This window comes from Legionella sp. W05-934-2, assembly GCF_964199965.1.
Classification (GTDB): domain Bacteria; phylum Pseudomonadota; class Gammaproteobacteria; order Legionellales; family Legionellaceae; genus JAFIFT01.
Genome location: NZ_CAXMZT010000008.1, coordinates 62,495 through 88,558, shown reverse-complemented (window position 1 = coordinate 88,558; position 26,064 = coordinate 62,495). Strand labels below are relative to the sequence as shown.

Genomic DNA, 26,064 nt, shown 5'->3' with positions numbered 1-26,064 from the left:
CATAGATCTGTGCATCGCCCTAGCACCCACAGACATAGCCTAAGCTGGCTTTATTGCGTCACTTAGGTATATACTGAATTTTTACAAGGGGAGACAGGTCTATGCGTGGATTGTTAGTCATTGGATTTTATATCATAACGGTTACTTGTTTAGGTATGGCCCAAGCAAATGCCTCGCTTAAGACCATTGAACAGGGCATCGGTGATTCAGTCATCACCACGACCATTACGGCTAAATTCACTAAAAGCCGTATACTCAATCCATTAAAAATTCATGTATCCACGGAAAAAGGCACCGTCAAACTAAGTGGCGATGTTCGCAGTAAAGAAGCCTTTGTTGAAGCGTTGCGGCTTGCTGTCAACACGCGTGGTGTGAAGCAAGTCGATACCGATGAGTTGGCGATAGCGAAAGTGAACAGTGGTTTTACCGATGCTTATATTACCGCCCGAGTTGAAACGGCTGTGCTAAAAGCAAAAGTCTTTGATGATGAGTCTATTCCTTTGGTAGGTGTCAATGCCCATACCAAAAATGGGGAAGTTACCCTATCTGGTAAGTTACCCAATGAGCGAGCATTAAGCGCTATATTAAAACGAATTAATAAAATAGGCGGCGTTACAAAAATAATATCAAATATTGTCATTGATGAGGCTAAAGCATGAGTATTCTGGGACGATTCAAGTATTTCTTATGGATGTTTGGCCATTTCAAAGTTCCTTTAATCGGTCATGTAAAACCTAAATTAATCCAAATTGACGATCAAAAAGCAATTGTGCGAATTCCCCTGAAGCGCCGAAATAAAAATCATCTGAACTCCATGTATTTTGGCGTCTTAGCTGTTGGTGCAGACTTAGCGGGCGGATTACATGGTTTTTATCATGCGGATAAAGCGAAGGTAAAGGCTTCTTTGGCATTTAAATCGTTTCATGCAGATTTCCTAAAGCGCCCTTATGAAGCAGTCTATTTTGTTTCCGAAGATGGTGATATGGTTGCTGATATGATTGTGCAATCTCAACAGGAGCAGAAAAGAATCAACCAAATGGTTCGTGTCAATGCATACACAGGTTTTGAACAGACTGCAGAGAAAGTGGCAACGTTTCAACTTGAACTGTCCATTAAGGTAGAAAACGGTCGCTAAGCACGGGTATCAAATGGATGCTAAGTAGAAATCAGATGATTAGGAAGATTGACCTCGATTCGAAATACATCATCATCGGATTGGCTTGGGCTTTACTGGTTTATGTTACCTTTGCTTGGATCATTGCTAGGGATAGTTTCCTCGTTGACTTTACTTCCTTTTACACCGCCGTAAATACCTTATGGGATGGCATTAATCCCTATCAAGTGCTCGAAGTGAAAATTCTTGGCGTCACCAAAAAGTTACCGGTCAACCTCAATCCACCTATTTTTTTGTTCAGCTTAATGCCGTTGCATTTTTTTTCTTATAAAGTGGCTGAGGTGGTTTGGTATTGGCTTTTGGTCATGGGCGCTGTTGGCAATTTTTATTTTGCGGTGAGATATGGCTGCTCCTCGGATTTTTGGAAGCGGAACCGCATTTATTTTATCTTTATCTATTTAACTGCTTTTAGTACGATCATGGGGTTGGCCATTGGCCAGATAGGCACCTTTATCGCCTGTTTGATATTATTGGGGTACTACTTTTACCAAAAAAAAGCGATTAAGCGTTGTGCCCTATGTTGGGCCTATATTACCGCTTGTAAATTCTTCCCAGCCGTGTTGTTAATCTTTTGTATCCAGCAGCGCCAGTATCGTTTGGCGGCATATTATGTCTTCTTTGGCGTGATATTTTTTTTCCTCCCCGTCCTTGTTTTTGGTATTGGCTTGTTTGGCAAATATACCGACATGATGTCTCGTGTCTTGTGGTATGGGGATAGTTGGAATGCCTCTTTTTTCGGGGTGATTGGCCGATTGTGGATAGATTCTCATAACACCCATATCAAACTTTGGCCTTTTCATCTTATTTGGTTCGTTGTGGCCACACCCATTTTGTTGTTCTATCTTTTCCAACGCCAACTTGAGAGGCATTATTCCTTTCTCTTGGCACTCGTGTTAATGATTATCTTAAGTCCCTTTGGTTGGATGTATTATTTTTATTTGTTATTTGTTGTCTTGTTATATACGGCAGAAAAAGCAGAACAAAGCAATTATCTATGGATTTGGTTTATTGCCTTAGTCTTAATGAACTTTCCGGTCGACTATATCGCTGAACTTCATCAACAAGGCATTTTCCAGCGATTGTTTCTTTGTTCGGCACATTTTTATGGGTTGGTGGTGTTGCTGAGTTTGATGCTGAAATCGCCTAGAAATTCACAACTGCACCTTTTTTCAAGTATTCAATGGCCAATTATACTCAATCAGTTTTTAAATTTATTAATCTGCAGTGTGATTATTATTCATCATTATTACAAATACTTACATCTTCGCGTTTGATAAAACACCCAGAAAAGCTAAGATGTGAGATTTAGGTGAAGTCGTTTGTCATGGGATATGTTCTAAAATTAGTTTAGGCAATTTAGTTGAGATTAGGAGTTACAATGAACGAGGCCCTTAAAAAAGCCTACGCGCGCCCCGATTTGCCAGCAATACGCCTTGGCAATATTATGATCAATGATGTCATTGTCGCCGATGCGCCAGCCTATTTGGTGCTTAAGTCCTTAAATCGTCATGGCCTAATAGCTGGTGCAACAGGAAGCGGGAAAACAAAAACCGTCCAAGGTCTCTGTGAACAATTATCCCTGCAAGGTGTGCCTGTCTTAGCCATGGATATGAAAGGCGATTTGTCGGGGTTAACGAAACCAGGACAAAGTCAAGAAGCGCTGATTGCCAGAAGCCAGTCCTTACAGCTTGATTTTGAACCGCGCGCATTCTCTTGCGAACTCTTGACTATTGATGCCCAAGAAATTGGTATTCCTGTGCGTGCAACCATCGAGTCATTTGGTTCCCTCCTGTTTAGCCGCCTGTTAGAAACCAATGATGCGCAATCGGGCGTCCTAACTATTTTGTTTCAATATGCAGAGGATAATGACTGGCCTTTGATAGAAATCGATGATTTAAAAGCGATGATTCGATGGGCACAAAGTGATGAGGGGAAGACTATCCTGCAGCAGCAATACGGGCATGTTTCTCGGGAGTCCCTTGGAGCAATCATGCGTAAATTAATTGAGCTAGAGTCTCAAGGGGCGCATGATTTTTTTGGCGAACCAGCCTTTGATTTTCATGACTTAATGCGTGTGAATGAGCAAGGGCAAGGTATCTTATCGATTCTTCGATTGATGAACTTGCAAAGCCAACCACAATTGTTTTCGACATTTATGCTTAAATTACTCAATGATCTTTTTCTTAATATGCCGGAATGTGGCGATTTAGATAAGCCCAAATGCGTGATTATTGTCGATGAAGCACACCTGTTATTTAAACAAGCCAATAAAGCGTTACTGGATATGACTGAAACAGTAGTCAAGCTGATTCGGTCAAAGGGGGTTGGTATCTTATTTTGTACGCAAACCCCCAATGATATTCCTGAGCAAATTTTAGGGCAATTAGGTTTGAAAATTCAGCATAGTTTACGCGCATTTACAGCCAAAGATCGCAAGGCAATCAAACTAGTGGCTCAGAACTTCCCCATATCAGAAGACTATGATACCGAACAATTATTAACATCCTTGGGAATAGGTGAAGCGTTAATCAGCGCATTAAATGCGAAAGGTCAGCCTACACCCTTGATTCAGTGCTGTATCCGCCCTCCGCTATCGCGTATGGGCGCTTTAACGGATAATGAAGCGAGTCAATTAGTTGTTGCTTCGAGCTTGAATGCTCGTTACGGGAAGCGAATTGACCAAAGAAGTGCGGAAGATATCCTAGCAGGCATCCCTCATCCAAAACCAGGCGATAAGGCCCCGCAACCCTCCTCAAAAGCAGAAAAATCACAGCCTTCCTGGGTTGAAAAAGCAAGTAAAAATACGCTTGTTCGTCAGGTTGTCCGACAATTCTTCCGGGATCTATTTCGAACAATCCTGTCCATAATGGGTGTTAAAGGAAGGCGTAAATAATCGCCTGATATTTAAATGGTAAACTTCTTGCATTTGTCTAGATATTGACTATAAATTAATAGTAACTGTATTGAATTTATTATATTTTAAATTTTCAGATGAAGGACGCCATCATGACAGAGCAGAAAATCACAAAAAAACCTAACGTTAATGCTGCTGATAAGTGGACAATTAAAGGTATTTCCAAAGAAACCCGTGATGAAGTGACTGCTGCTGCCAAAAAAGAAGGAATGCTGGTTGGCGATTATATCAATACGGCGTTGGATCATTTTTTACACCACTGCGATCATGATATGGGTGAAGTGGCATCGGCTCTTAAAAAAGTTGAAAAGCGTCTGGCATCCATTGAAAATCAACCCAAGACAATTGATACGGCCAAAGAAACCGTCAAAAAATGGGGTAGCAAAATTCATTTACGGGAATGGTGGCGTAAGAGCAATGAAGCCATGCGACAAGCCTATCAATTCACCAAACAAAAAATATCCGGCAAGAAAGAGAAGAAAGCAAGCCTAAGTAAAAAGAAAGCTAGTACAACCCCAAAAAAAGCTAGTACAACCAATAAGAAAGCTAGTACAACCAAAAAGAAATAAAACTGGGAATTGATAAGCATGAGTTCAGACGAAGAAAAGCTTGCCAAAGAAAAAAAAATTGCGGCTAAACAAGCACGTAAATTGCGCTCTTTTTATAAAAGCCTGCTTCTCTTTGCAATGGTCAATTTGCTTCTACTCATCAATCATTTTTTACCGACAAGGTATAACAACAGTTATACGTGGTTGTTGATTATCTGGGCGATGTTTCTAATCTACCAGGGCATTTCATTCTTCCGCGGATTTTGGATCTTTAGAGATGATTGGGAAGAACGATATGTTGAGAAAAAATTAAAAAAATAATGAGGGCCGCTCCCTAACAGCTCACCCCTTATGTCATAATGAGCAAAACGAGGGAAATCCCCTTGCCGGCACATTGCTATATGCTGGCGACATCTCATGCGGTTTTTGGGGTGATAATAATAATAAACAAGGATTGTATCAATGTTTCTCATCTTCCTGTTATGGGGAATTATTTCAGGGTATTTTGCTGGTTTTTTAGGCATTGGCGCAGGCGTTATGATTATGCCGTTCCTAGGAATTGCCGGAATTCCTTATATGACAGCGGTTGATGCCAGCCTGATGGCTGTATTTTTCTCATCATTAACTGGCGGTATTCAGATAAATAGAACCAGTCGCATCGACTGGACACCCTGCATTGCTATCATGATTCCGGGTATATTTACGGCACTTATTGGCAGTATTTACTTGATTTATTTAATACCGGCCGTTTTGCTACAACTGATATTTGCCGGATTGATGTTTTTGAATGTCGACTTACTCCGGATTGCTGAAAAAAACGCAGACGCACACATCGAGTCTGCTGATGAAGATAGTCATAAGAAAAACTTACCCTATTATATTTTGATTGGCATCCTCTCTGGTTTAATGGCTAGTTTGCTCGGAATTGGCGGAGGACTGTTAATCGTGACGCTGTTGATGGTGTTAACCAATATTTCAGTGAAAGATTCAGTCAAAATATCAATCATAGTCATGATCGAAACGACTTTTTCCAGTTTGCTGGTGGATTTAATCAATAACAATTTACCTTGGGGCATTGGTATCCCATTGGCGCTTGGGGCTGTAATGGGTGGTTTTTTGGGAACCATCGCATTAACCTATGTAAGCAATCATGTAATCCGCAATACCAACTATGTGGTTTCTTACGGTTTGGGCTTTCTCGTTTTGATTAAGCTCGCGTTGACATAAGGATGAATGGTATGAAGCAGTTATTGAACGCTTTGGCAAAGCCATTTATATATATCTATCAAAAAGCCTGTAAGCTATTTGCATGGATTGCCCGCATATGGACAACCGTTAGTAAATATTGTTATGACTCAGCTGATTATATTGTTAGGAATCTCATTGAATCGTATGGGCGTTTTTTAAATCGGTTTAGAGCCTATCGCGAAAAGCATAGTCGAAGTTACTTTCTAAGGCTATTTCGCCATTTTACCTATATCTTCCTAACGGTCATGATCCTTGTGATAATCCTATTGAATTATTTATTCATCGTACCAGTGGGCTCATCAGCTATCATCACTCGATTTGGGCAATTTAACCGTGAAGTGGAGTCTGGTTTGAATTTCGTTTTCCCAGTGATTGAACGCTACTACATTGTCAATACGGGCAATCTTTTTGAAGAAACGTTTGGTTTCAAGCAAGGACAACCCGTTGCTAAACGTTTACAGCTTGATCCACAAGAACAATTCGCTGCTCAGGAATATGAAGCGTCTGTTTTACAAGCAGAACTGGATGCCAACACTGCTTTTTCTGAAAAAGGCGATTTTTTCTCTGAGATGAATCGTCGTCAACGGCTTACCCATGATTACATCCGCAGAAATCTTGCTCCGCCAGTGGAGCCAAGTAACCAGGAAATTATCCAACGACTGCAACAAAAAGAGCAAACCTTGGAGGAATTGCGTGCCCAACAAATCAGCGTTGATGGCAAAATACCCGTTGAAAATGAAATGAAATTTCTCACAGGCGATTTAAATCTTGTGCTCCTTCAGTGGACCTTACAATATCACATCAGCAATGGTTCCCAATACCTGTTTAATTCCCGCGATGTTCAAAAAAATGTCCATGATTTTGCTCAGGCAATGATGAATGAAGTGATTGGTGAATTATCGTTTAATGAGATTGTGACCTCAGGCAGAAAAGAGATTGAAAAACAGGTGTTAACGCGTACTCAGGCGCTTATAGATAGGCTTCAGCTTGGGGTTAGAATTGATCAGGTGATTATCCTGAATGCCCTGCCTCCTAAGCAGGTGGTATTTGCATTTAATGAGGTCAATAAGGCAGCCCAGGATCTTGAGCGGTTTACTTATGAAGGTGAATACAAATACATGACACGAATCCCAAAAGCGAAAGGAACGGCAAAAAGGATTATTTCCGAGGCTGAGGCCTATGCGACCAAAGTAGTCAATCAAGCAATGGGACAAACGGGCCGATTCAGTCTGATTCTGAAAGAGTATCAGGTTGCGCCCACGATTACTCAGGATAGGATGTATCTGGATAGTATCGAGCAAGTGATTAAAGACACACCACTTATCATCCTTGACGATAAGGCCAATGGAATTTTTCCGTTATTAATGCCCTCTCTTGGGCAAAAGCAAGATGCCTCACCACCTGGCAGAATAAAGGGGTCCATGCAGCAACAGTTACAAAGGATCCTTGAAAAAGCAGGACTGCAACAACCCTTGCATCAGGCAACAACACCCGCTGCAAACAGTGGTCAACAGCCTGTTACGAAGACACCGTCACCAACTAATGCCGGACAAAATATCCATGCTTCCCCCCCAATGGGGCGTTGATTATCTAAGAGGATAGAGAATGAGTTTATATGTTGCCTTAATCCTATTTATTGCGTTGTTTATCTCACTGAGGCTGAAATCAGTACTGACGTTCGTCAGTTTGCTGTTTTTGGTGCTCGTTATTCGCTCAGGGGTGTTCATCGTCAATGAGGGAAGTCAGGTGGTGATCACGCAATTTGGCCGAATTATTGGCATGCCATATACCAAAGCAGGATTCTATTTCAAAATTCCATTTTTATGGAAAGCGAACTATTTTGATAAGCGGATTTTCAGCGAAGAAGAAATTGAGAACAACGTTGCAACGGGCGATTTATATTTTATTAGTGTTGAGACAGTAGCCAACTGGCGTATTAGCAATGCCGCCATATTTTATGAAAATATGGGTACTGTCGAGGATGCGCAAATAGTGCTTAGGAACATTATTTCAGGAAGCGTACGTGAAGTTGTTTCGCGTTATAACCTAGTGGACACGGTCCGGGTTGAGGATAAAAATTTAAAAACGTATGGTATGGATAAGACTGGTAATCCGCCATTAGGCGTTCACGCGACTGTTACCATTGGAAGGCAAAATATTAACACGATGATTCTTACTGAAATTAAAGATTATGCCAATCAGTATGGCATTGAAATTATGACGGTTTTAATTCGTAATATCACCTATGGACCTTCTGTTGAGCAAAATATTTATGAAAGAATGATATTGGAGCGACTGACTAAAGCTGAAGAACTTCGCTCAACCGGCCGCAGACGTTATGAGTCGGTTCTGGGAGAAATTGAACGCGTTTATCAGACCATTGTCGCCCCGGCCAAGCAGAAAGCCGACCTTATCAAAGGTAAAGCTGAGGCACAGGCAACAGCTATTTATGCACAGGCCTATGAAAAGAACCGGGTGTTTTATAATTTCTGGCGTACACTGATGCTATATGAACAAGGGATTCCACCGAATAATCAGGGAACCATTCTCAGTACACAGGGGAGTTTCCTCAAATTGTTGACGGATCGCTACGCCCTCGATAAGTTGGATGCGCAATAAGGCCTAGTCAAAATGCAGTCTTGTTTCCATATCTTGTGCATTACAATTAAATTATATTTGCTATAACATGAGATAAATTTTATTATTCTGTCCGCAGCGGGCAATACCCAATCCACTTTTGCTTTTCAAAACAGGAAGGATTTCTATATTAATGAAACGTGCGTTCATCTTTTTTCTGGCATTAATCGCCTCTCAAACCGATGCAGAGCCTCTGTTTGTCAAAGAACGACCGCTTCCATCCAAACATTATCAAATCAATGGTCCTGCCTTATGCAACACCGCAAAAAATACGTTGGCATACCTCAATCAAGGCCATGATTTTGATCCGCGGGTTATCCATGAGGGAGTCTGGGCCCCCATTCCGGTATCCCGTATCAAAAAAACACTGCAATTTATTTGTGAACACCAACACGAATTAAATAACCCTCAATTTGTCAAAGAAAATTTTGATTTTTTGCGCTGGTATCCCGATATGAATGCCGTTCAACGACTTAAAAAGAAAAACACGCTCCTTGCTCATTTGCCCAATCACAAAATATTAATGACCAAATATTATGTCCACAAAGCGCAAGGAAAAATAACAACCAATCCACCCTACTCTTATGCATTGCATGGCCTTCCAAAAGACGAAACGTCACTAACGTTAGAGCAGGCGTCAAACCTGCCGAATCTATTACGCTTTCAACATGGTAAACAAGACATTTTAAAAGGGGCATTAAAAAACAAACCCGTTCCAGTGCTTGCCTATCTCACCCGAGACGATTTGGAGACAGCCCTTCTGCAAGGTACAGTCGTGATTACCTTTGATAATAAACCATCACAGTCGGTTACCTTCAACGTGCACCGATGTAATAATATCCCCTATGACAAGGCATTGCCTCCTTATGAACAACAGCGCTATTGGTATTTTAAAAAAGTGAATGGTATTAAAGGCTATGGTAAGGACGCCAACCATAAAATTACGGTGAATACGGAAGTGACCTTTGCCGGCGATCTTCAAAACTTTGGACTTGGAAAACTATTGATGATTCAATACCCTTCCCCTGGTGGTAAAATTATTAGCCAGGCAGGCCTATTAGCGGACACCGGAGGGGCCTTTGAAAACAACCCCAATCAAATCGACTATTTAAGCGGAAGTTTTGCTGGAAATCAGGCATTTTATCAAGCGATGAAAGGTCTGCCAGATTATGTCAATGCCTATATTATGGTCTTAAAAAAAGAGCTGACATGAAAACACCGATTTGTTTATTAATGTTAATCACCTTACAAATTCATGCATTTTCCTGCCATGATCCGCTTCCTATTCATTCAAAACCCATCGAATTCAATCAAGAACGCATCTCTTTAACCCAGCAGTATCAACAAAAACATTATGGTATCGAGTCAAAGTCCATTGAATTAGATCCCCAGATAATCGTTATCCATTGGACCATGATTGATAGTCTCGAAACAACCTGGCGTATTTTTAATCCTCCTGCCTTTCCCAAAAACTCTCCCAGACTCAAAGAGTTACCAGGTAACTTAAATGTCTCTACGCATTTCATCGTTGACAAAGATGGCAGTATTTATCAGCTCATGCCTGATAATTGGATGGCGCGTCATGTCATTGGCTTGAATCATTATGCAATTGGCATAGAAAATATTGGCGGGGTTAATGAAATCGATGATATGACTGAGGCTCAAGCCAAAGCAAATGCTTATTTAGTTTGTCGCCTCAGAGCAAAATACCCTCAAATTAAACATATCATTGGGCATAACGAGTATTTAAAATTCAAAAACACCCCACTCTGGTTGGAACAAGACAGCAATTATCAAACCGATAAAAGCGATCCCGGTCCCAAGTTCGTTCAACGAGTCATGAGTTATGTCACTGAAAGTAACCCCTGAAGGTGTTTCCTAAAGGACTGACGAAAAACTCCCAATCTCTTCGATAAAAAAAGTTTTTAATTCGGTCATTTAGTTAATCTAAACTCCCTCATTAAAAAAATTGTTTTGCCTCGACCTTGGGGTTTTTCGTAAGCATTTCAAGCCCTATGCGCTATTCATCAAAATAATAACTTCGATTCAAAAACCCCTCATCCGCCCGTTGGGCACCTTCTCCCCATGCCTGGGGAGAAGGGAACATGAAGCAAGTTATTTAGAAGTCTTGTCCTAATAATAAATCATCCGAGGAAGATTTTTTGCTTGTTCGATCCAGGACTGGACTTGAGGAAGTCCAGGTAGATGGCGTACAAGGTTTAATCGGTCATTGGTTTCTTGTAGCATGCTCACTAATGATTCGGCATTTCGTTGAGCTAGCTCGGGGACCGTATCGACACCCGAACGCTCAAGTAGTTCAGCATATTCTTCACCGATGCCATTGATCCGAGCTAAATCTGCTTGGTTGGTCCATTTGAGGATCAGTTTTCCGCTAATTCCTGTTTCTCGGGCAACGCGTTCTCGACCCCCTCGTTCACTGCAGGTGTGCAGAAGTTGATATTGATCCTCGATGCCTATCGATTGAAGCAATTTTGAAAACTTTGCTCCAATGCCTTCAATTTCTACCAATTTAGCCATTGCGAATTCCTTTTTAGTCCACATCCTAAATTATAGACAACAAAATGCAACCAAGGGTCCTATAGATCGGACGCCTTCCATTCATGCTTTAGGTGCAGGAAATAAGTGGGTATAGACGCCATTGGTTAGTGACTATCTTGACTTAAAATAAATCGTGCAGCCATTTCCCCAATGACCATGCTGGGAGCATTGGTATTGCCAGAAACGACTTCCGGCATGATGGAGGCATCTGCAACTGTTAACTTTTCGATGCCATGAACCTTTAGTTGGCCATCAACCACAGCCAGTTCATCTTCCCCCATACGGCAACTCCCTACTGGATGGTAAACGGTGTCGGCGCGGTTGCGTATAAGCTCGATGATGGCTTCATCTGAGGTTGCAATATAATAAGGCTTATCTCGAAAAGGGGATAACTGTTCGTGCTCCATGATATCCAACGTCATTTTATAACCGTTGAGTAGGGTGTTCATGTCGTCATCATTAGCCAGGAAATTAGGATCAATGGCAGGGGCTTTGAAAGGGTCTGCGGATTTTAGACGAATACTCCCACGGCTTTTCGGACGTAATACACAGACATGGCAGGACATGCCGCGGGGGAAATGAAATCGATGCGCATGATTATCAACGATACCTGTGACAAAGTGTAATTGTATATCAGGTCTATCGGGGGTCTTGGTGGTTGATAAAAATCCGCCAGCCTCGGCATAGTTGGTTGTCATTAAGCCGGTCGGCTGTTTACGATACAAAAACCATGCTTTTGCGATATCGAATAATGCACCTGGGGTAAAACCAATTAGGTTGTGGTTGGTGGAGCGATAGCAATGCACATAGTCAGGATGATCATGAAAATTAAGACCAACACCCGGCAAGTGGTGGTGGCAGCGAATCCCATGCTGAGCCAATTGATCTTTGTCACCGATTCCTGAAAGCAGTAATAAATGGGGGGAGCTGATAGCACCAGCACACAAAATGACATGCTTTTTGGCTTTAATATCTTCCGTTTTTCCACCCCTTTTTATTGTGACACCTTCGCATGTTTTTCCATTGAATAGTAATTTTAGCGCGTGGCTTTTCGTAAGGATGGTCAAATTTTTACGTTGAAAGATGGGGTCGATAAACGCATGGGCCGACGTATGACGGAGGCCATTTTTTTGGGTGACTTGATATAATCCAACCCCATATTGGCTTTCGCCATTAAAATCATGGTTAAACGGATAACCACATCCAATGGCTGCTTTGACAAAAGCTTCTGAGGCCGGATTTGGCGAAATGAGATCACTCACATACAACTCACCTGATTGGCCATGATAGGGGCCATTGAGTCGCTGGTTATTTTCAAACGCTTTAAAAACCGGCAATATATTATCAAAGCGCCATTGTGAGCCCCCTGCCTTTGCCCAATTGTCATAGTCTTGTTGTTGACCACGGATATAGATCATGGCGTTAATAGCGCTAGACCCGCCTAGTACTTTTCCTCGTGGTTGGTAACCTCGGCGATTATTTAACCCAGGTTGAGGCTCGGTTCGATAATGCCAATTTTTATACCACCATGGCATCGTTAAGATGGTTAAAAAAGGAATCTGTACTGCCGCACGATGATGGCTGCCACCTGCTTCAATCAAGCATACCCTGTTGTCGGGATTTACACTTAATCGAGAGGCTAATACACAGCCGGCACTCCCTCCGCCAATAATAATATAATCAAACATCCTGTAATGCTCCTTATCGACGACAAGCAGGACATAAACCAAAAATATTGAGGGCATGATCCGTCATCTGAAACCCTGCTTTTTCGGCAATGATTTCTTGGCGTTTTTCTATCATTTCATCAATGAACTCTTCGACTCTTCCGCATTTAACACAGACGAGGTGATCGTGGTGTTCCTCCTGACGTAGTTCATAGACTGCATAGCTGCCTTCAAAATTATGTCGAATAACCAGACCGGCTGCTTCAAACTGTGTTAGAACACGATATACGGTTGCAAGACCAACATCTTCTCCCATATCGATTAGTGCCTTATACACGGCCTCTGCACTGAGGTGTCGGTCTTCGGATTGCTCTAAAATTTGTAATACCTTCACTCTTGGAACGGTGATTTTAAGGCCAGCATCTTTCAACTGTTGGTTTTCGTCTTCCACAATCTCTCCTCTAATCGGACTAAATTTTTGAAGTTGGCAAATTTAAATAAATTGCCGATACAACACGTAAAGATTACCTTATGATTCATAAACCCCTCATCCGCCCTTCGGGCACCTTCTCCCCATGTCTGGGGAGAAGGTAAACGGTAGGATGTTATTTATAGGGCAAAAAAATCTTCTGTCAATGAAATGGTCATGCTATTATGTATAACTTTTTTAGTTGAAGCAAAAAATATGATGAGAAAAAGTATTATATTGATGATTTGTTGTTTGATGTTAAGCCATTGTGCATCAATTGACTTCTCTCAGCGCAAAAAACAACAAGGCAACTTGTTGCCCGCTTATAAGTTAAAACGATTGCATATTGGTATGAGCAAGCAAGAGGCGTCTGTGATCATGGGTACCAGCTTGATAAGCCCCATTTTCAATAAAAACCGATGGGATTATGTTTATACCCTGCAAAAGGGGAATGGCCACATCAAAAAGCGACGAATCATACTGTATTTTCAACAAGGGCGTTTAAGTAAAATCGATGCCTCGTTAAACGAGGCAGAGTAAGTACCATCAGCATTGAGTTTGTTGATTTGACTATGGTAAGTTCCCTACATATCCATTTTCATATTGAGACTTTCAATGATCAATGGCGGGTCTGTGTTTGGGATCACGATCACTGAAAACCAAACATACTTGTCAATCTCAGGAAAATGAAATGTCTGAGAGACTTTCCAAAATGGCATGCCATTGAATTGGCCCTTGTCCGTAATGATTGGAGGCCCAGCTGGGATGGGGTTTGTTCTTTCTTTATATTTGATAATTTGCGGTATAATACTGCCAAAGAAATTCCCTAGTCCGCTCCAAGCTTGGCCGCTATAATACTGGCGAACGGTTCTGCTTTTATCCTGTGCTTCAAGCTGTTTGTAGTCAACAGTTATCGTTTGTTGCAAAACGTTACTGGTCCAGGTTGCTACCTCATTATCCGTTGGCATGTATAGTTCGGGTGAACTTGCATAGGCGGGGTATGCAATCAGCAAAAGGCAAGCTAATAGGAGATTAGGCGATGGTCTAAGCTTCATAGAGTCTTCCTTGTTCAATATTACAACTTTTATGGTGCATAACGATCGTATTTCTACTACAATTGTAGCCCAAATTTTTCCGACTGAGTGTTTGATGCACGAGACCATAGACATTAAAGGGGCAAGAACTCACAATTTAAAAAATATTTCCGTGACTATGCCTCGCAACCAATTAACGGTCATTACAGGTTTATCGGGTTCTGGCAAATCCTCCTTAGCGTTTGACACATTATATGCGGAAGGTCAACGGCGCTATGTTGAATCCTTATCGGCTTATGCCCGCCAATTTTTATCGATGATGGAAAAGCCTGACGTGGATGCCATAGAGGGGTTGTCGCCGGCGATTTCTATAGAGCAAAAAGCGACCTCTCATAACCCCAGATCAACGGTAGGCACCATCACTGAAATCCACGATTATTTGCGTTTATTATTTGCTCGCGTTGGTGACCCCCGTTGCCCAACGCATGGTGGGAGCTTGCATGCACAGACCATTACCCAGATGGTTGATGCCGTTTTAGCATTACCCGCGGATAGTAAAGCAATGATTTTAGCGCCGGTCATTCGGGGGCGGAAAGGCGAACACCTGCAACTTATCCAGCAATTACAAGCAAAAGGTTATGTGCGCGCTCGTATTGATGGTGAACTGGTTGAGTTGGATTCGGCCCCTAAATTAACTTTACGCCAAAAGCACGATATTGATGTCGTTATCGACCGGATTAAAGTTCGTCCAGACATTGCCACCCGTCTTAGTGAATCGTTTGAAAATGCCATCAATTTAGCAGAAGGATTGGCGATGGTTGTGCCAATGAACGAGGGTGATTTTGAGCCAATTCTCTTCTCAGCAAAGTTTTCTTGCCCCCATTGTGGCTATAGTTTAAGTGAGTTGGAGCCGCGATTATTTTCATTTAATAACCCGATGGGCGCGTGTCATAGTTGTGATGGATTAGGGGTGGATCAATTCTTTGATCCCGCTCGGGTGGTTCATGATGAAACAGCCAGCCTAGCCGAAGGCGCTATTCGTGGATGGGATAAAAAAACGGCCTATTATTTTTCCATGCTATCGTCGCTGGCAAGGCATTATGAATTTGATGTGAATACCCCCTATTGCGATCTTCCCCCCAAGATTCAGTCGATCATTCTTTTTGGCAGCGAAGGTGAGCGCATTGAATTTCTATATGAAAGCATGCACGCGGGGAACCAAATACGACAGCACGCTTTTGAAGGCGTGATTCCCAACATGAAACGACGTTATCGTGAGTCAGACTCTAATGCGGTGCGTGAAGAGTTAGCCAAGTATATATCCTCGAGGCCTTGTCCTACTTGCGACGGAGCCAGATTAAGAGAGGCCGCACGTCACGTTTATGTGGCGGATCGTTCGTTGCCAGAAATTTCCAACTATTCGATTGAGCATGCCTATCAGTTTTTTCATCAACTCACCTTACCGGGTGCGAAGGGGAAAATCGCTGAAAAAATTAACAAAGAAATTATCGAGCGGCTTGGTTTTTTAGTGAATGTGGGGTTGGATTATTTAACCCTTGCTCGAAGCGCCGAAACACTATCCGGTGGGGAGGCACAGCGAATTCGCTTAGCCAGCCAGATTGGCTCAGGCTTAGTGGGGGTTATGTATGTTTTGGATGAACCGTCAATAGGATTGCACCAACGCGATAACGAGCGATTGCTAAACACCTTACGAAGGCTTCGAGACTTGGGTAATACAGTGATCGTGGTAGAACATGATGAAGACGCCATCCGTGCGGCTGATTTTATTCTCGATATTGGCCCAAAAGCGGGCGTGCATGGCGGAGAAGTTGTGGCCCAAGGGACCCCAGAAGATATTATGGCCTGCAAACGATCGTTGACTGGCGATTATTTGAGTCATCGCAAACGAATCGAAGTACCGAAGGAACGTGTGAAAGTTAACCCCAATGAACAACTCCATTTAAAAGGGGTATGCTGCAACAATCTTACCGGTGTAGATGTCTCTATTCCACTGGGCTTAATGACTTGTGTGACAGGGGTTTCTGGGTCTGGGAAATCCAGTTTAATTAATGACACATTATATCCCATAGCCGCGAACCAACTGAATCGAGCTAGCCTGATGGCACGGGGAACGTGTGAGAGTCTTGAGGGATTAGAGCAATGTGATAAAGTCATTGATATCGATCAAAGCCCCATTGGCAGGACGCCTCGTTCCAATCCTGCAACCTATACTGGCTTATTCACGCCCATTCGGGAGTTATTTGCCAACACACCCGAAGCAAGAGCACGTGGCTATCAGCCCGGGCGTTTTTCCTTCAATGTCAAAGGGGGGCGTTGCGAAGCATGCCAAGGCGATGGCTTAATTAAAGTTGAAATGCATTTTCTTCCTGATATTTATGTCTCCTGTGATGCTTGTAAAGGGAAACGGTATAATCGAGAAACACTGGAAATTCAATACAAGGGCAAAACAATTGATGAAGTATTGAACATGACGGTGGAAGAAGCGTGTGAATTTTTTACAGCGATCCCTATTCTTGCACGTAAATGTCAGACCTTAATTGACGTCGGCCTGTCTTACATTTCCTTAGGGCAAAGTGCAACGACTTTATCAGGTGGAGAAGCTCAACGCATCAAGCTCGCTCGTGAACTATCCAAGCGCGGCACCGGGAAAACACTGTATATTCTCGATGAGCCCACAACTGGCTTGCATTTTCATGACATTGAACAACTATTACAAGTTCTGAAACGGCTACGCGAACAAGGGAATACAATCATCATTATCGAACATAATCTAGATGTCATTAAAACGGCAGATTGGTTAATTGACTTAGGGCCAGAAGGCGGTAGTAAGGGGGGCAAAATCATTGCCACTGGCACCCCTGAACAAGTGGCTGAAATAGCCATATCTCATACAGGACGGTTCTTAAAAACCTTATTACAAAGACAACAACTCGAGGTGACTCATGATTGAGACACGATTATGCGCGGTGTTTGGGGATCCAATCGAGCACAGTTTGTCGCCCATTATCCATCAATCATTCGCAAAACAATGTGGGATTTCGTTAAAATATGAAAAGCAACGAGTAGCCGCTGATTCCTTTAATCAAGCGGTTAAGTCGTTTTTTATTAGCGGGGGATTAGGGCTAAATATCACCTTACCGCTAAAAGAGCTGGCTTATCAGTTAGCGGATTTTCGCAGAGAAAGTGCTGAAAAAGCGAAAGCTGCGAACACCTTATGGATGGAAGATGGCCAATTGATAGCAGATAATACAGATGGGTTGGGGTTGGTAAAAGATATCAGCCATTACTTATCCTTAACTGATAAACGTGTTCATATTTTAGGCGCGGGTGGTGCAGCTCGGGGCATTATTCAACCACTCATGGACGCGGGTGTTTGTTCACTATCGTTGAGTAATCGAACGCTCGAACGAGCGAAAGCCTTGCAATCGGATTTTCCTGACTTGATTATCCTTCCCTGGCACGAGCCACTACCCGAGATGGATATACTCATTAATACCACATCAGCAACGACCACTTCACAATCAATCACTTGGCCGTCTTGCTCCAAGTTTCCTGCAAAAATGGTCTATGATTTGGCTTATAGCCAAACCGGGGAAACCCAATTTTTAAAACATTATCGACCGTTTGTAGCGACTGCGGTGGATGGTATGGGCATGCTTATTGAACAAGCTGCTTTAGCATTTGAGCGTTGGCACCATGTCCTTCCAGATACAAGTGACATTCGTAGCCAATTAATGGAATGAGGACACGCCCTAACGTTATTTAAAAAAGGCGGCCACTACATTAGCCTGTTCCATCGTATCTTTGTATCCCATCTTGACAATTTCTGAGGTGAATTCAGATTCGAATAAGAGAAAGCTAAGCAGATCACCCGATTTAGCTTTTGCACCGAGCATGTTTAACAAAAATCGCAATAATGCGGGCATACTTTGGTATTGCGCTTGCGCAATTGCCCCCATGTCCATGCTAGGACGTAAATACAAGGTTTGAATGGGGCGCCATGGCGATTGATGTTTGCGCCATAACGTCAATAAACGAGCAATATCGTTCATGCGATTGACAAGCTCAATATCGCGATCAAGGTTATCTATAAATAAACCATTCATCATAGCACCCAAGATTTGAGCAAAATCAATTTTGTGCGCTTCGACTAATTCTGCTTCGGCAAATGATGGCGCTTGCCGCGTGCCAAGAATCATGATGCGATTCATATTAAATCGGATGCACCCACGCAAAGGGGCGACCAACCCCAAACTGCCATCCCCATAATGAAATTGGCCAACTTTAACTGGGGGAAAAAATAAGGGCAATGCACTTGAGGCCATGATGTGATCTGCGGTGATTTTACTAAATTTACTCATATGCCTTGGATAAAACCAATCCTCAAATGACTGTTTTTGCTGATAAAACGATACAGTTTGTGCATTTTCGTAGCAGCTGCATTGAACCTCCAGGGTCTCCAGGTGACCTTGGGCAATGTTATTGTTGATAAGGTAAAAGTCCCCTTCTCGGTGAATCAATTCTCTCAACGGCGAGGTATCTAGCAAATAGCCCGAATGATTCTGTCGGACAATCAGATGGCTGATATTTCGTAAAACAGATTTACCCAGTTGGTAATTGCTAACATCAAACACTTGGTCACAATGAATAGCCCCCCAAAGGGTCTCTAGCCGTTTAACGGCTTCAGGGAAATCATGCGCATAAGACGCCAATACCGTTGCGTTGACACTGCCAACACTGACGCCACATAACATATCAAATGGAAAAACTTTGACTTTTAAAATCTCATCAATTGCCTTTAAAACCCCTACTTGATAGGCTCCCCGCGCACCACCGCCGGCAAGATATAGCGCTTTCTTTTCCATGGTCGTACTCAATTATTATTATTCGTATCCAATGCGGCCATCACATTATTAATAAGTATAAATTTATCACTGAGAGTTAGCAAAAAAGTTCAACTCATATTGTTAATTGTAGCATGGAAGGATGTCCATGTTATCTTTTATAAGCTGATCTAAGGCTAAATTTGTTTGTAGAATTAACTTGAGTACACTCTAAAAAATACTAGTTCTAATATTAAAATTACGGTATGCTGGAAGTTCGTCTCACGGAAAAAAAAGAGAGAATATGAAAAAAATGTTTGCGGAACAACCCCGTCCTTTTTTTATGATTTTCATGCTTGAAATCTGGGAACGATTTGGTTACTACACCGTTCAAGGGATACTCGCACTTTTTTTTATTCGTCAGCTTGGCTTAAGTGAACAACAAGCTTTTTATACCTTTGGTGCATTTTCAGCACTCGTCTATGGCATGGTCGCTATTGGAGGTTATTTAGGGGATAAAGTTTTAGGGACTAAACGCACCATATTGCTTGGATTAATCACGCTGACAACAGGCTATGGCATGTTGACTTTCTCCGACCAACACACGGTTTTTTATGCGCTTGGTTTGATCTGTGTTGCCAACGGCCTATTTAAAGCCAATCCGCCTAATTTACTGGCTAAATGCTATAACGAAAATGACCATCGGTTACATGGTGGTTTTACCCTCTATTATATGTCGATTAACTTGGGATCGACTTTCTCATTATTAGTGGGCCCAAATATTGCCGCTAAATATGGCTATCCGTATGCATTTTCATTAAGTTTTATTGGCCTTGCGCTTGGGATTGTTAACTATATTTATCAATACCACGTTGTTGCTGATATCAATACCCCCGCAGATGAGCGCAAAATAGGAATGTTATCTTGGGGGCTAATTGTTGCTGGCATTGTCGGTGCCACATTTGGCAGTGCATATTTGTTACAACATGTGAGTTTGGCTAAAACGTTGGCTTGGTGTTTAACCGCTGTTATCGTTGCAATATTCTTTTATTACACCCTTCAGGAAAAAGGCTTGACACGGATGCGGATGCTGATTGCTTTTGTGTTAATGGTTGAAGCAATAGTATTCTTTACTCTTTATATGCAAATGCCAACATCGATGAATTTATTTGCGGTTGCCAACGTTCATTCCTCTATTTTTGGCTATCAGTTTGATGCGCAGAGTTACCAAGCGTTAAATCCGATTTGGATTATCGTCTTAAGTCCGGTTTTAGCCTATTGTTATCGCGCTATTCAACATCGCCATATTAACTTTTCCATTCCCTATAAATTTTCAGTCGGCATGATTGCTTGTGGGGTTGCCTTTTTAACCTTATATTTAGCTCGATTTTTCCATGATGGGCAGGGGATGGTATCACCGTTTTGGTTAATTGCCAGCTACTTTTTTCAATGTGTTGGCGAGCTATTGGTTTCTGCCTTGGGCGTTGCCATGGTAGCGGAATTAGTGCCAGTGCATATCGCAGGATTTGTTATGGGCGTTTGGTATTTAACCTCAACGGTTGCTGGGTTTACGGGAGCGGCAGTGGCTTCAATGGCCGCTATCCCTGAAGGGGTGGCACATGGTATTCCCTCTTTGATGATTTACACCAGCGTTTTTGCTAAAATTGGACTGGTTACGGTATCTTTAGGCGTGATTATGTATGCCTTGTCGCCTGTTCTTAATAAATATATGGCATTACCCGTATTATCTAAACCGGAAAAAGAAGATTTTACTTTAAAAATGGTTGATGTTGCCGATCCTGCGGTGGATGTCTAAGGGCCAACAAGCCATGAGTAACAGATAATCGTAGGTCGGGCCTTGAGGGATAGACACTTTTTTTAAAACATAGTATTCGTATAATATATTGCCATAATCTTTAATCCGACGTACCGCGGACAAGCCGCGGTACGTCGGCGTTTGAGGATAAGTCTAAGTTTTAAAAAAAGATGATCGTAGGTCGGGCCTTGGCCCGACAAATGCCAAATTCATTTTCTAAGGAATACCTTGTTTGGAAATGTGCCGACTGTCCACATCCTGGATATACCAACCCTATTAATGTGTCGTTTATGAGGTTAACGATGGCCGATAAGTTTGATTTAAGTGGCATCCGAAGAGACTATGGCCAAATGGATTTATTGAAAGCCAATATTCAAGAAAATCCATTTGCCCAATTCCAATTATGGTTTGACGAGGTTTTGAAAAAAGAACACGCTGATCCGACAGCAATGACCATCGCGACGGTGGATGAACATGGACAACCCGATCTGCGAGTGGTATTGCTAAAAGAAGTCACTGAAGCAGGGTTTGTTTTCTATTCGAATTATGACAGTGTCAAAGCCCATCAACTAACTCAAAATCCACGTTGCGCGCTTAATTTTTTTTGGCCTGATTTGGCTAGACAAGTTCGAATTCATGGGTATGCTGAAAAAGTGAGTGTTGAAAAATCAGACAAATATTTTGCTTCCAGGCCCAAAATGAGTCAGATAAGTGCGTGGGTTTCTCATCAAAGTGAAATCGTAGAAAACCGTAAAATTCTTGAAACGCGATTCAAAGAATTAATTGGCCGGTATGAGAGCCAAACTGTCCCTCGTCCGGACTATTGGGGTGGGTATATCGTTATTCCGAATTATTTTGAGTTTTGGCAAGGACGTGATTGCCGCTTGCATGACAGATTATCGTATCGACAAGACCATGGCCAATGGATATGTGAACGGCTATCCCCTTAATTTGTCAAGAAATAGTAAAGCTAAGAAATTGCCTAAATTCCTTTGATTAAACGCAGTAGAATATATCTTAAGTGGGCAGTTGATTGCCTGAAATCAAAGACAACCTGGCTGCTTTCACCCGGAGATTGTTAACGGATTTTTTTACGTAATAACAAAGTGAGGGTATGAATATGAAAGACACCAACGCCATAATACCAGATCTTAAACTGCGTTTTAATATTGAACACCCAACCATCGAAGAATCTTATCATTTTGGATATGAATGTGCTTTGGCTGAATTAGACCTTGAGGAAAATCCTTTTAAGGAAGGAACACAGCCTTATGAACAGTGGCAAGAAGGTTGGTGGGCTGGGTTTTACGGTGAAAAGCCCTTGTTCGAATTAACGGAGTATCCAGAAGAAGTAAAACGAAAAGATACGGATGCAGCTGCCAATGATGCTGATTACTACCAAGAAGGCTATACAACCGTTCGCTTGTGGTTAAAAATTACAGGTGCACTCGCGGCATCGGCTATTATTGGCTATCAAGTGCTCGACATGGTGGCCTAGATTAGCCAAAATGCTGGCATTGCCAGCATTTTGGTTTAGGCTTCGACCTTGTTTGAGGGTCTACCCTGCCCCAAAAATCTTAATGACCATGCTGCGCATTCTTGCAATTTCAGAGGGATTAAATAATTTATAAGTGTCACTGCCAATATCAAGGCAAATATGAACATCCTCACCAACCCCCTTCAATAAATCAACGCCAGTTAAAGTGAGTAAGAGGATTTTTTCTTTAACCTCTTCAGCCCATTTGCCCATTAGCAATTTATCAGTGAACACAGGCAAATACGTTTCATTTCCTTGTTGAAAATACAATGGGACAGGGGATTGCTCATCACTGAACGATTCAATCGGCATGAAAAAATTTGCTTTAATAAATTCCAAATACGCTTTATTGGCTTCTTGGCTTCGCCCCTCTTGATGCAAGGCTTGTTGAATGGCTTGTTGTAAAGCGTTCATGAATAAATACCCGTGAGCATTGAAAATGCTAATTGTAACATAGGAACCCTCCTAAATACGCTACTGAATTTAAATTTATCTGATTTTAGCCTGTACAGAATCGCAAAAAAATGGTATGTTCCTTTTCTATCAAATTGTTAAGAAGTTAGCCTCCGTCAAACAAAAATCAATCGACTGAATTTTTGCGCTAGGTTTTCAACAGACTCTTAACAAAGCTGGACTATTATCGAATATGAAAGAAGCTGTGTACGAAATGTCTTATTATCGAAGTAATGTAAAAGCCAATCTAACTGCCTGGGTTGTATGGGGATTAGCCGCAACCTTCTTTTTCTCTGACTACTTAGCACGCGTTGCTCCTTCGGTCATGCATGAGCACATTCAACGTGAATTTGGCTTAAATGAACTTCAAATTGGGGTCTTAAATGCGGCATTTTACATACCCTATATTTTGATGCAAATACCCGTAGGCCTATCTGTGGATAGGCTTAGTATACGAAATATTTTAACCGTCATGTCCTTATTGACAGCCTTAGGATGCGTCATTTTTGGCTTATCTGACGGCCTTATGACCGCTTCCTTTGGAAGAATGCTCATTGGCTTTAGTGCCGCATTTGCCTTTGTGTGTGCATTAAGACTTGCCACATCATGGTTTCCACCGGTTATGTTTGGGTTGCTAGCAGGATTAACTCAAGCCTTAGGGATGTTGGGTGCCGCGGCAGGCGATGCGCCGGTATCCTTCCTGGTGTCACATGTCGGCTGGCGCCACACCATGATAATTATCGCCTTTTTGTTTATTATTCTGGCTGCTTTTCTTTATCAATACATCCGGGATAATCCAGGACAAAAGCGATCTGTCCCCAAAAAGGTCAGTGATATTAGCATTTTAATGAGTTTAAAAATCGTATTGTCTAATCGACAAACATGGATAAATGCGCTCTATGCGGGTTTTCTATTTGGGCCAACGGCAGTAATCGGTGAAAACTTAGGACCGGCGTTTTTACAATTTGGCCGTGAATTTAGTGCACACAGTGCCGCCTTTGCAACAAGCTTGATATTTATTGGCTGGGGGATTAGTGGACCACTCTGCGGTTGGGTCTCCGACAGACTTGGTTTGCGCAAACCGTTGATGATTTTTTCTGCCATTTGTGGGATTATTTTTTCATTTCTCATTATTTTTCTACCGCATATGAACCTCAATACAACCATGCTGTTGTTTTTCATATTTGGTGCCACCAATACTGGGGTGGCTATCTCTTATGCTGTGGCAACAGAGCTGCACCATCCTAAAGTCGTAGGAACATCCATTGCTTTCACGAATATGACTTCCATCTTTGTTGGTGCCTCACTTCAACCGATTGTTGGGCAATTTTTACATTTTATTGGCGGCGAGCGATCATTTAATGTGAGCGCACTTGACTTAAGTGATTTCCAGTCAGCGTTTATTATTTTGCCCATTTGCTCAACAGTCGCATTAATTTTAGCCTTCTTTGTCAAAGAGACCTATTGCTCACCTGTCTATGATCAAGAACAAGAAAAATAATTCGCTCAAAAAACCGAAGAATTTTCGTATAAAATTTTGCACCTTTGACTATCTCGTGCTTTAATTAAAGTCGAGAGGGGTTGTTCTAAAAACGGAGATAATAATGAAAAAAATCACAGGGTTAGTGGTCATTCTAGCTGTTCTAGTTTTAGGCGGCTATTACGTCACTGGCATGTTCACTGAAAAGAAAGTTAAAGAAAGCATTGAACTAGTTAATCGTACCAATGGTATCTATGTCGAGGTAAAAAATTACGACCGAGGCTGGTTCGATTCGTCCGCCAATCTCGTTTGGCACTTCCAATTTCCAAATAAACAAACGAGTAAAATGGAGACCACTGAATTCAATATGCCATTAAAGGTTTACCATGGTCCTTTTATGTTCACGGATGATGGAATGAAAGTGGGTATGGGTTATGCCCATTCAATGGTACAAATGCCGGATAAAAATTTGAAGCAGATGAAGGAATTGTTCACGGATCAATCCACTGCACCCACGTTGAACTTAAGCTTATTCGTCAACCTAATTGGTAAGACAAGTTTTAATGCGGCAGTCCCTGATTTTACATTGATTGCCAAGAAGGGTGGTGGGAAATTGGATTGGGATGGTTTGGATTCATCCATCCAGATTTCCAGTGATATGAAATCATTTGAAGGCTATTTCAATATAGCGGGTTTTACCTTTTCGCAGAAAGACATTTCCGCAAAAATGGAAGCCGTTAAAACCATTTACCATCTCTATGAGAATGGTGATGGATTGTTTTTAGGTAGTGCATCGGTCAATTTCCCATCGTTGTTGGTTAAGCAAGGGGATAAAACACTTTTTGCATTAAGCAAATTTGATATGAAGTCTGGCAGCACACAAGATGGTGATGTGATCAACTCGGATCTTAGTATTACATTGGATAAGATCGTTGCTAACAATGAAACGTATGGTCCTGGCGAGTTGCATTTTATGTTGAGTAATCTAGATTCCAAAGCATTAGCAAGAATTAATGAGTTAGCTCAACAAGCGCAAAACGCAACCGAAGAAGAGAAAAAACAACTATTGGTTGCGATGATGCCTGAAGTGCCTAAGTTACTCAGCCATGGTGCTCAGATTCAAATCGATCCTTTCTCTTTTAAATTACCAAATGGAAAAATTGAAGGTAACCTATTAATTTCTTTACCGAAAGGGTCCTTCGACAATCCGTTTGATATGGTTCGCCAAATTGAAGGGAATGGTCGCTTATCGGTTCCTGCTGATTTAGTAAGAGAAGCAATGGCCGAATCATTAGCCAAGACGATGATGAGCAATCAACTGCAACAAGCCATTGCCCAACAAAATAACGCAAATGGAATACAACCAATGGATGCTAAGCAACAAGCCCAAGATATGGTGGAGAAAAAGCTAGCAACTTTAGTTGATAAAGGCCTTTTAACAAAGGAAGGCAATGATTATGTGATTGCATTTACGCTCAAAGATGGTAAGCTAATGGTGAATGGCGCACCATTTAATCCAGCAATGATGCAATTTTAGTAAAAAATGTCTTAAGTCAATCATGCCGTGTTATGAAATTGTTGGCAGGTGCCAACATGGAATAACACGGCTTTTGTGTCTTGATGATATGGTTGACTTTGGGGGTGTTTTTATCGCTATTCGCAGTGACAAAAATGATAACGATAG

At 41.9% G+C, this 26,064-nt stretch carries 25 protein-coding genes; 19 read left to right on the top strand and 6 right to left on the bottom strand.

Annotated features, from left to right (window positions below; all coding sequences use genetic code 11):
- Positions 1–101: 101 nt before the first annotated feature.
- The 11 genes from AB3348_RS10330 to AB3348_RS10280 all read left to right on the top strand — a co-directional run bounded on the left by AB3348_RS10330 (position 102) and on the right by AB3348_RS10280 (position 10,390).
- The gene (locus tag AB3348_RS10330) at positions 102–659 is read left to right on the top strand and encodes a BON domain-containing protein (RefSeq protein WP_367607537.1); all 558 of its coding nucleotides are present in this window, start codon (positions 102–104) and stop codon (positions 657–659) included.
- Positions 656–1,135, top strand: coding sequence for a PaaI family thioesterase (locus tag AB3348_RS10325; RefSeq protein WP_367607536.1), 480 nt, complete (start codon positions 656–658; stop codon positions 1,133–1,135). The genes AB3348_RS10330 and AB3348_RS10325 overlap by 4 nt, the downstream gene beginning before the upstream one ends.
- Positions 1,136–1,170: 35 nt before the next feature.
- Positions 1,171–2,448 (top strand): glycosyltransferase family 87 protein, encoded by a 1,278-nt coding sequence (locus tag AB3348_RS10320; protein WP_367607535.1) that lies wholly within the window; start codon positions 1,171–1,173, stop codon positions 2,446–2,448.
- Positions 2,449–2,552: 104 nt separating this feature from the next.
- Positions 2,553–4,067 carry a helicase HerA-like domain-containing protein gene (locus tag AB3348_RS10315; RefSeq protein ID WP_367607534.1) on the top strand — a complete coding sequence of 505 codons (1,515 nt, stop codon included), beginning with the start codon at positions 2,553–2,555 and terminating at the stop codon, positions 4,065–4,067.
- Positions 4,068–4,180: 113 nt separating this feature from the next.
- Positions 4,181–4,657, top strand: coding sequence for a hypothetical protein (locus AB3348_RS10310; RefSeq protein WP_367607533.1), 477 nt, complete (start codon positions 4,181–4,183; stop codon positions 4,655–4,657).
- An 18-nt stretch (positions 4,658–4,675) separates the two neighbouring features.
- Complete coding sequence (locus tag AB3348_RS10305; RefSeq protein WP_367607532.1) at positions 4,676–4,957, top strand: 2TM domain-containing protein; 282 nt, start codon at positions 4,676–4,678, stop codon at positions 4,955–4,957.
- Between the two features lie 141 nt (positions 4,958–5,098).
- The gene (locus AB3348_RS10300; protein WP_367607531.1) at positions 5,099–5,863 is read left to right on the top strand and encodes a sulfite exporter TauE/SafE family protein; all 765 of its coding nucleotides are present in this window, start codon (positions 5,099–5,101) and stop codon (positions 5,861–5,863) included.
- Between the two features lie 11 nt (positions 5,864–5,874).
- A complete protein-coding gene (gene hflK / locus AB3348_RS10295) occupies positions 5,875–7,470 on the top strand; it encodes an FtsH protease activity modulator HflK (RefSeq protein ID WP_367607530.1) in 1,596 nt (531 codons plus the stop codon).
- Between the two features lie 19 nt (positions 7,471–7,489).
- Positions 7,490–8,503 carry a protease modulator HflC gene (hflC, locus tag AB3348_RS10290; protein WP_367607529.1) on the top strand — a complete coding sequence of 338 codons (1,014 nt, stop codon included), beginning with the start codon at positions 7,490–7,492 and terminating at the stop codon, positions 8,501–8,503.
- A gap of 151 nt (positions 8,504–8,654) precedes the next feature.
- Complete coding sequence (locus AB3348_RS10285; RefSeq protein WP_367607528.1) at positions 8,655–9,734, top strand: hypothetical protein; 1,080 nt, start codon at positions 8,655–8,657, stop codon at positions 9,732–9,734.
- Positions 9,731–10,390 carry an N-acetylmuramoyl-L-alanine amidase gene (locus tag AB3348_RS10280; protein ID WP_367607527.1) on the top strand — a complete coding sequence of 220 codons (660 nt, stop codon included), beginning with the start codon at positions 9,731–9,733 and terminating at the stop codon, positions 10,388–10,390. Before AB3348_RS10285 ends, AB3348_RS10280 begins: the two co-directional genes overlap by 4 nt.
- Before the next feature lie 264 nt (positions 10,391–10,654).
- On the opposite strand, the gene AB3348_RS10275 is transcribed toward AB3348_RS10280, so the two are convergent.
- The 3 genes from AB3348_RS10275 to fur all read right to left on the bottom strand — a co-directional run bounded on the left by AB3348_RS10275 (position 10,655) and on the right by fur (position 13,198).
- Positions 10,655–11,059, bottom strand: a complete 405-nt coding sequence (locus AB3348_RS10275; protein ID WP_367607526.1) for a DUF4332 domain-containing protein — start codon at positions 11,057–11,059, stop codon at positions 10,655–10,657.
- Between the two features lie 125 nt (positions 11,060–11,184).
- Complete coding sequence (locus tag AB3348_RS10270) at positions 11,185–12,768, bottom strand: GMC family oxidoreductase (RefSeq protein WP_367607525.1); 1,584 nt, start codon at positions 12,766–12,768, stop codon at positions 11,185–11,187.
- 13 nt (positions 12,769–12,781) lie between these two features.
- On the bottom strand, positions 12,782–13,198 hold the full coding sequence (gene fur, locus AB3348_RS10265) for a ferric iron uptake transcriptional regulator (protein WP_367607524.1): 417 nt from the start codon (positions 13,196–13,198) through the stop codon (positions 12,782–12,784).
- 234 nt (positions 13,199–13,432) lie between these two features.
- On the opposite strand from fur, the gene AB3348_RS10260 reads away from it, so the two are divergent.
- Positions 13,433–13,756, top strand: coding sequence for an outer membrane protein assembly factor BamE (locus tag AB3348_RS10260; RefSeq protein ID WP_367607523.1), 324 nt, complete (start codon positions 13,433–13,435; stop codon positions 13,754–13,756).
- Positions 13,757–13,800: 44 nt separating this feature from the next.
- On the opposite strand, the gene AB3348_RS10255 is transcribed toward AB3348_RS10260, so the two are convergent.
- Positions 13,801–14,271, bottom strand: a complete 471-nt coding sequence (locus tag AB3348_RS10255; protein ID WP_367607522.1) for a hypothetical protein — start codon at positions 14,269–14,271, stop codon at positions 13,801–13,803.
- Positions 14,272–14,365: 94 nt separating this feature from the next.
- Here AB3348_RS10255 and uvrA point away from each other — a divergent pair, with 94 nt between their 5' ends.
- Positions 14,366–17,221 carry an excinuclease ABC subunit UvrA gene (gene uvrA / locus AB3348_RS10250; RefSeq protein WP_367607521.1) on the top strand — a complete coding sequence of 952 codons (2,856 nt, stop codon included), beginning with the start codon at positions 14,366–14,368 and terminating at the stop codon, positions 17,219–17,221.
- Positions 17,214–18,014, top strand: a complete 801-nt coding sequence (gene aroE, locus AB3348_RS10245) for a shikimate dehydrogenase (protein ID WP_367607520.1) — start codon at positions 17,214–17,216, stop codon at positions 18,012–18,014. The genes uvrA and aroE overlap by 8 nt, the downstream gene beginning before the upstream one ends.
- 15 nt (positions 18,015–18,029) lie before the next feature.
- Here aroE and AB3348_RS10240 read toward each other — a convergent pair whose 3' ends face one another.
- A complete protein-coding gene (locus AB3348_RS10240; protein WP_367607519.1) occupies positions 18,030–19,136 on the bottom strand; it encodes a patatin-like phospholipase family protein in 1,107 nt (368 codons plus the stop codon).
- Between the two features lie 262 nt (positions 19,137–19,398).
- Here AB3348_RS10240 and AB3348_RS10235 point away from each other — a divergent pair, with 262 nt between their 5' ends.
- The 3 genes from AB3348_RS10235 (at position 19,399) to AB3348_RS10225 (ending at position 22,408) form a co-directional block, all read left to right on the top strand.
- Positions 19,399–20,910 carry an oligopeptide:H+ symporter gene (locus AB3348_RS10235; RefSeq protein WP_367607518.1) on the top strand — a complete coding sequence of 504 codons (1,512 nt, stop codon included), beginning with the start codon at positions 19,399–19,401 and terminating at the stop codon, positions 20,908–20,910.
- Between the two features lie 302 nt (positions 20,911–21,212).
- Positions 21,213–21,860 carry a pyridoxamine 5'-phosphate oxidase gene (gene pdxH, locus AB3348_RS10230; RefSeq protein WP_367607517.1) on the top strand — a complete coding sequence of 216 codons (648 nt, stop codon included), beginning with the start codon at positions 21,213–21,215 and terminating at the stop codon, positions 21,858–21,860.
- A gap of 170 nt (positions 21,861–22,030) precedes the next feature.
- A complete protein-coding gene (locus AB3348_RS10225; RefSeq protein ID WP_367607516.1) occupies positions 22,031–22,408 on the top strand; it encodes a transmission trait enhancer LetE in 378 nt (125 codons plus the stop codon).
- A 60-nt stretch (positions 22,409–22,468) separates the two neighbouring features.
- Here AB3348_RS10225 and AB3348_RS10220 read toward each other — a convergent pair whose 3' ends face one another.
- Entirely contained in the window at positions 22,469–22,861 is a 393-nt protein-coding gene (locus tag AB3348_RS10220) for an SseB family protein (RefSeq protein ID WP_367607515.1), read from the bottom strand.
- 232 nt (positions 22,862–23,093) lie between these two features.
- Between AB3348_RS10220 and AB3348_RS10215 the strand changes: the two genes are divergently transcribed.
- Together AB3348_RS10215 and AB3348_RS10210 are read left to right on the top strand one after the other, a co-directional pair.
- Positions 23,094–24,401: an MFS transporter gene (locus AB3348_RS10215; protein WP_367607514.1), complete on the top strand. Its 1,308-nt coding sequence runs from the start codon at positions 23,094–23,096 to the stop codon at positions 24,399–24,401.
- Positions 24,402–24,504: 103 nt separating this feature from the next.
- The gene (locus AB3348_RS10210; protein WP_367607513.1) at positions 24,505–25,917 is read left to right on the top strand and encodes a YdgA family protein; all 1,413 of its coding nucleotides are present in this window, start codon (positions 24,505–24,507) and stop codon (positions 25,915–25,917) included.
- Positions 25,918–26,064 lie beyond the last annotated feature (147 nt).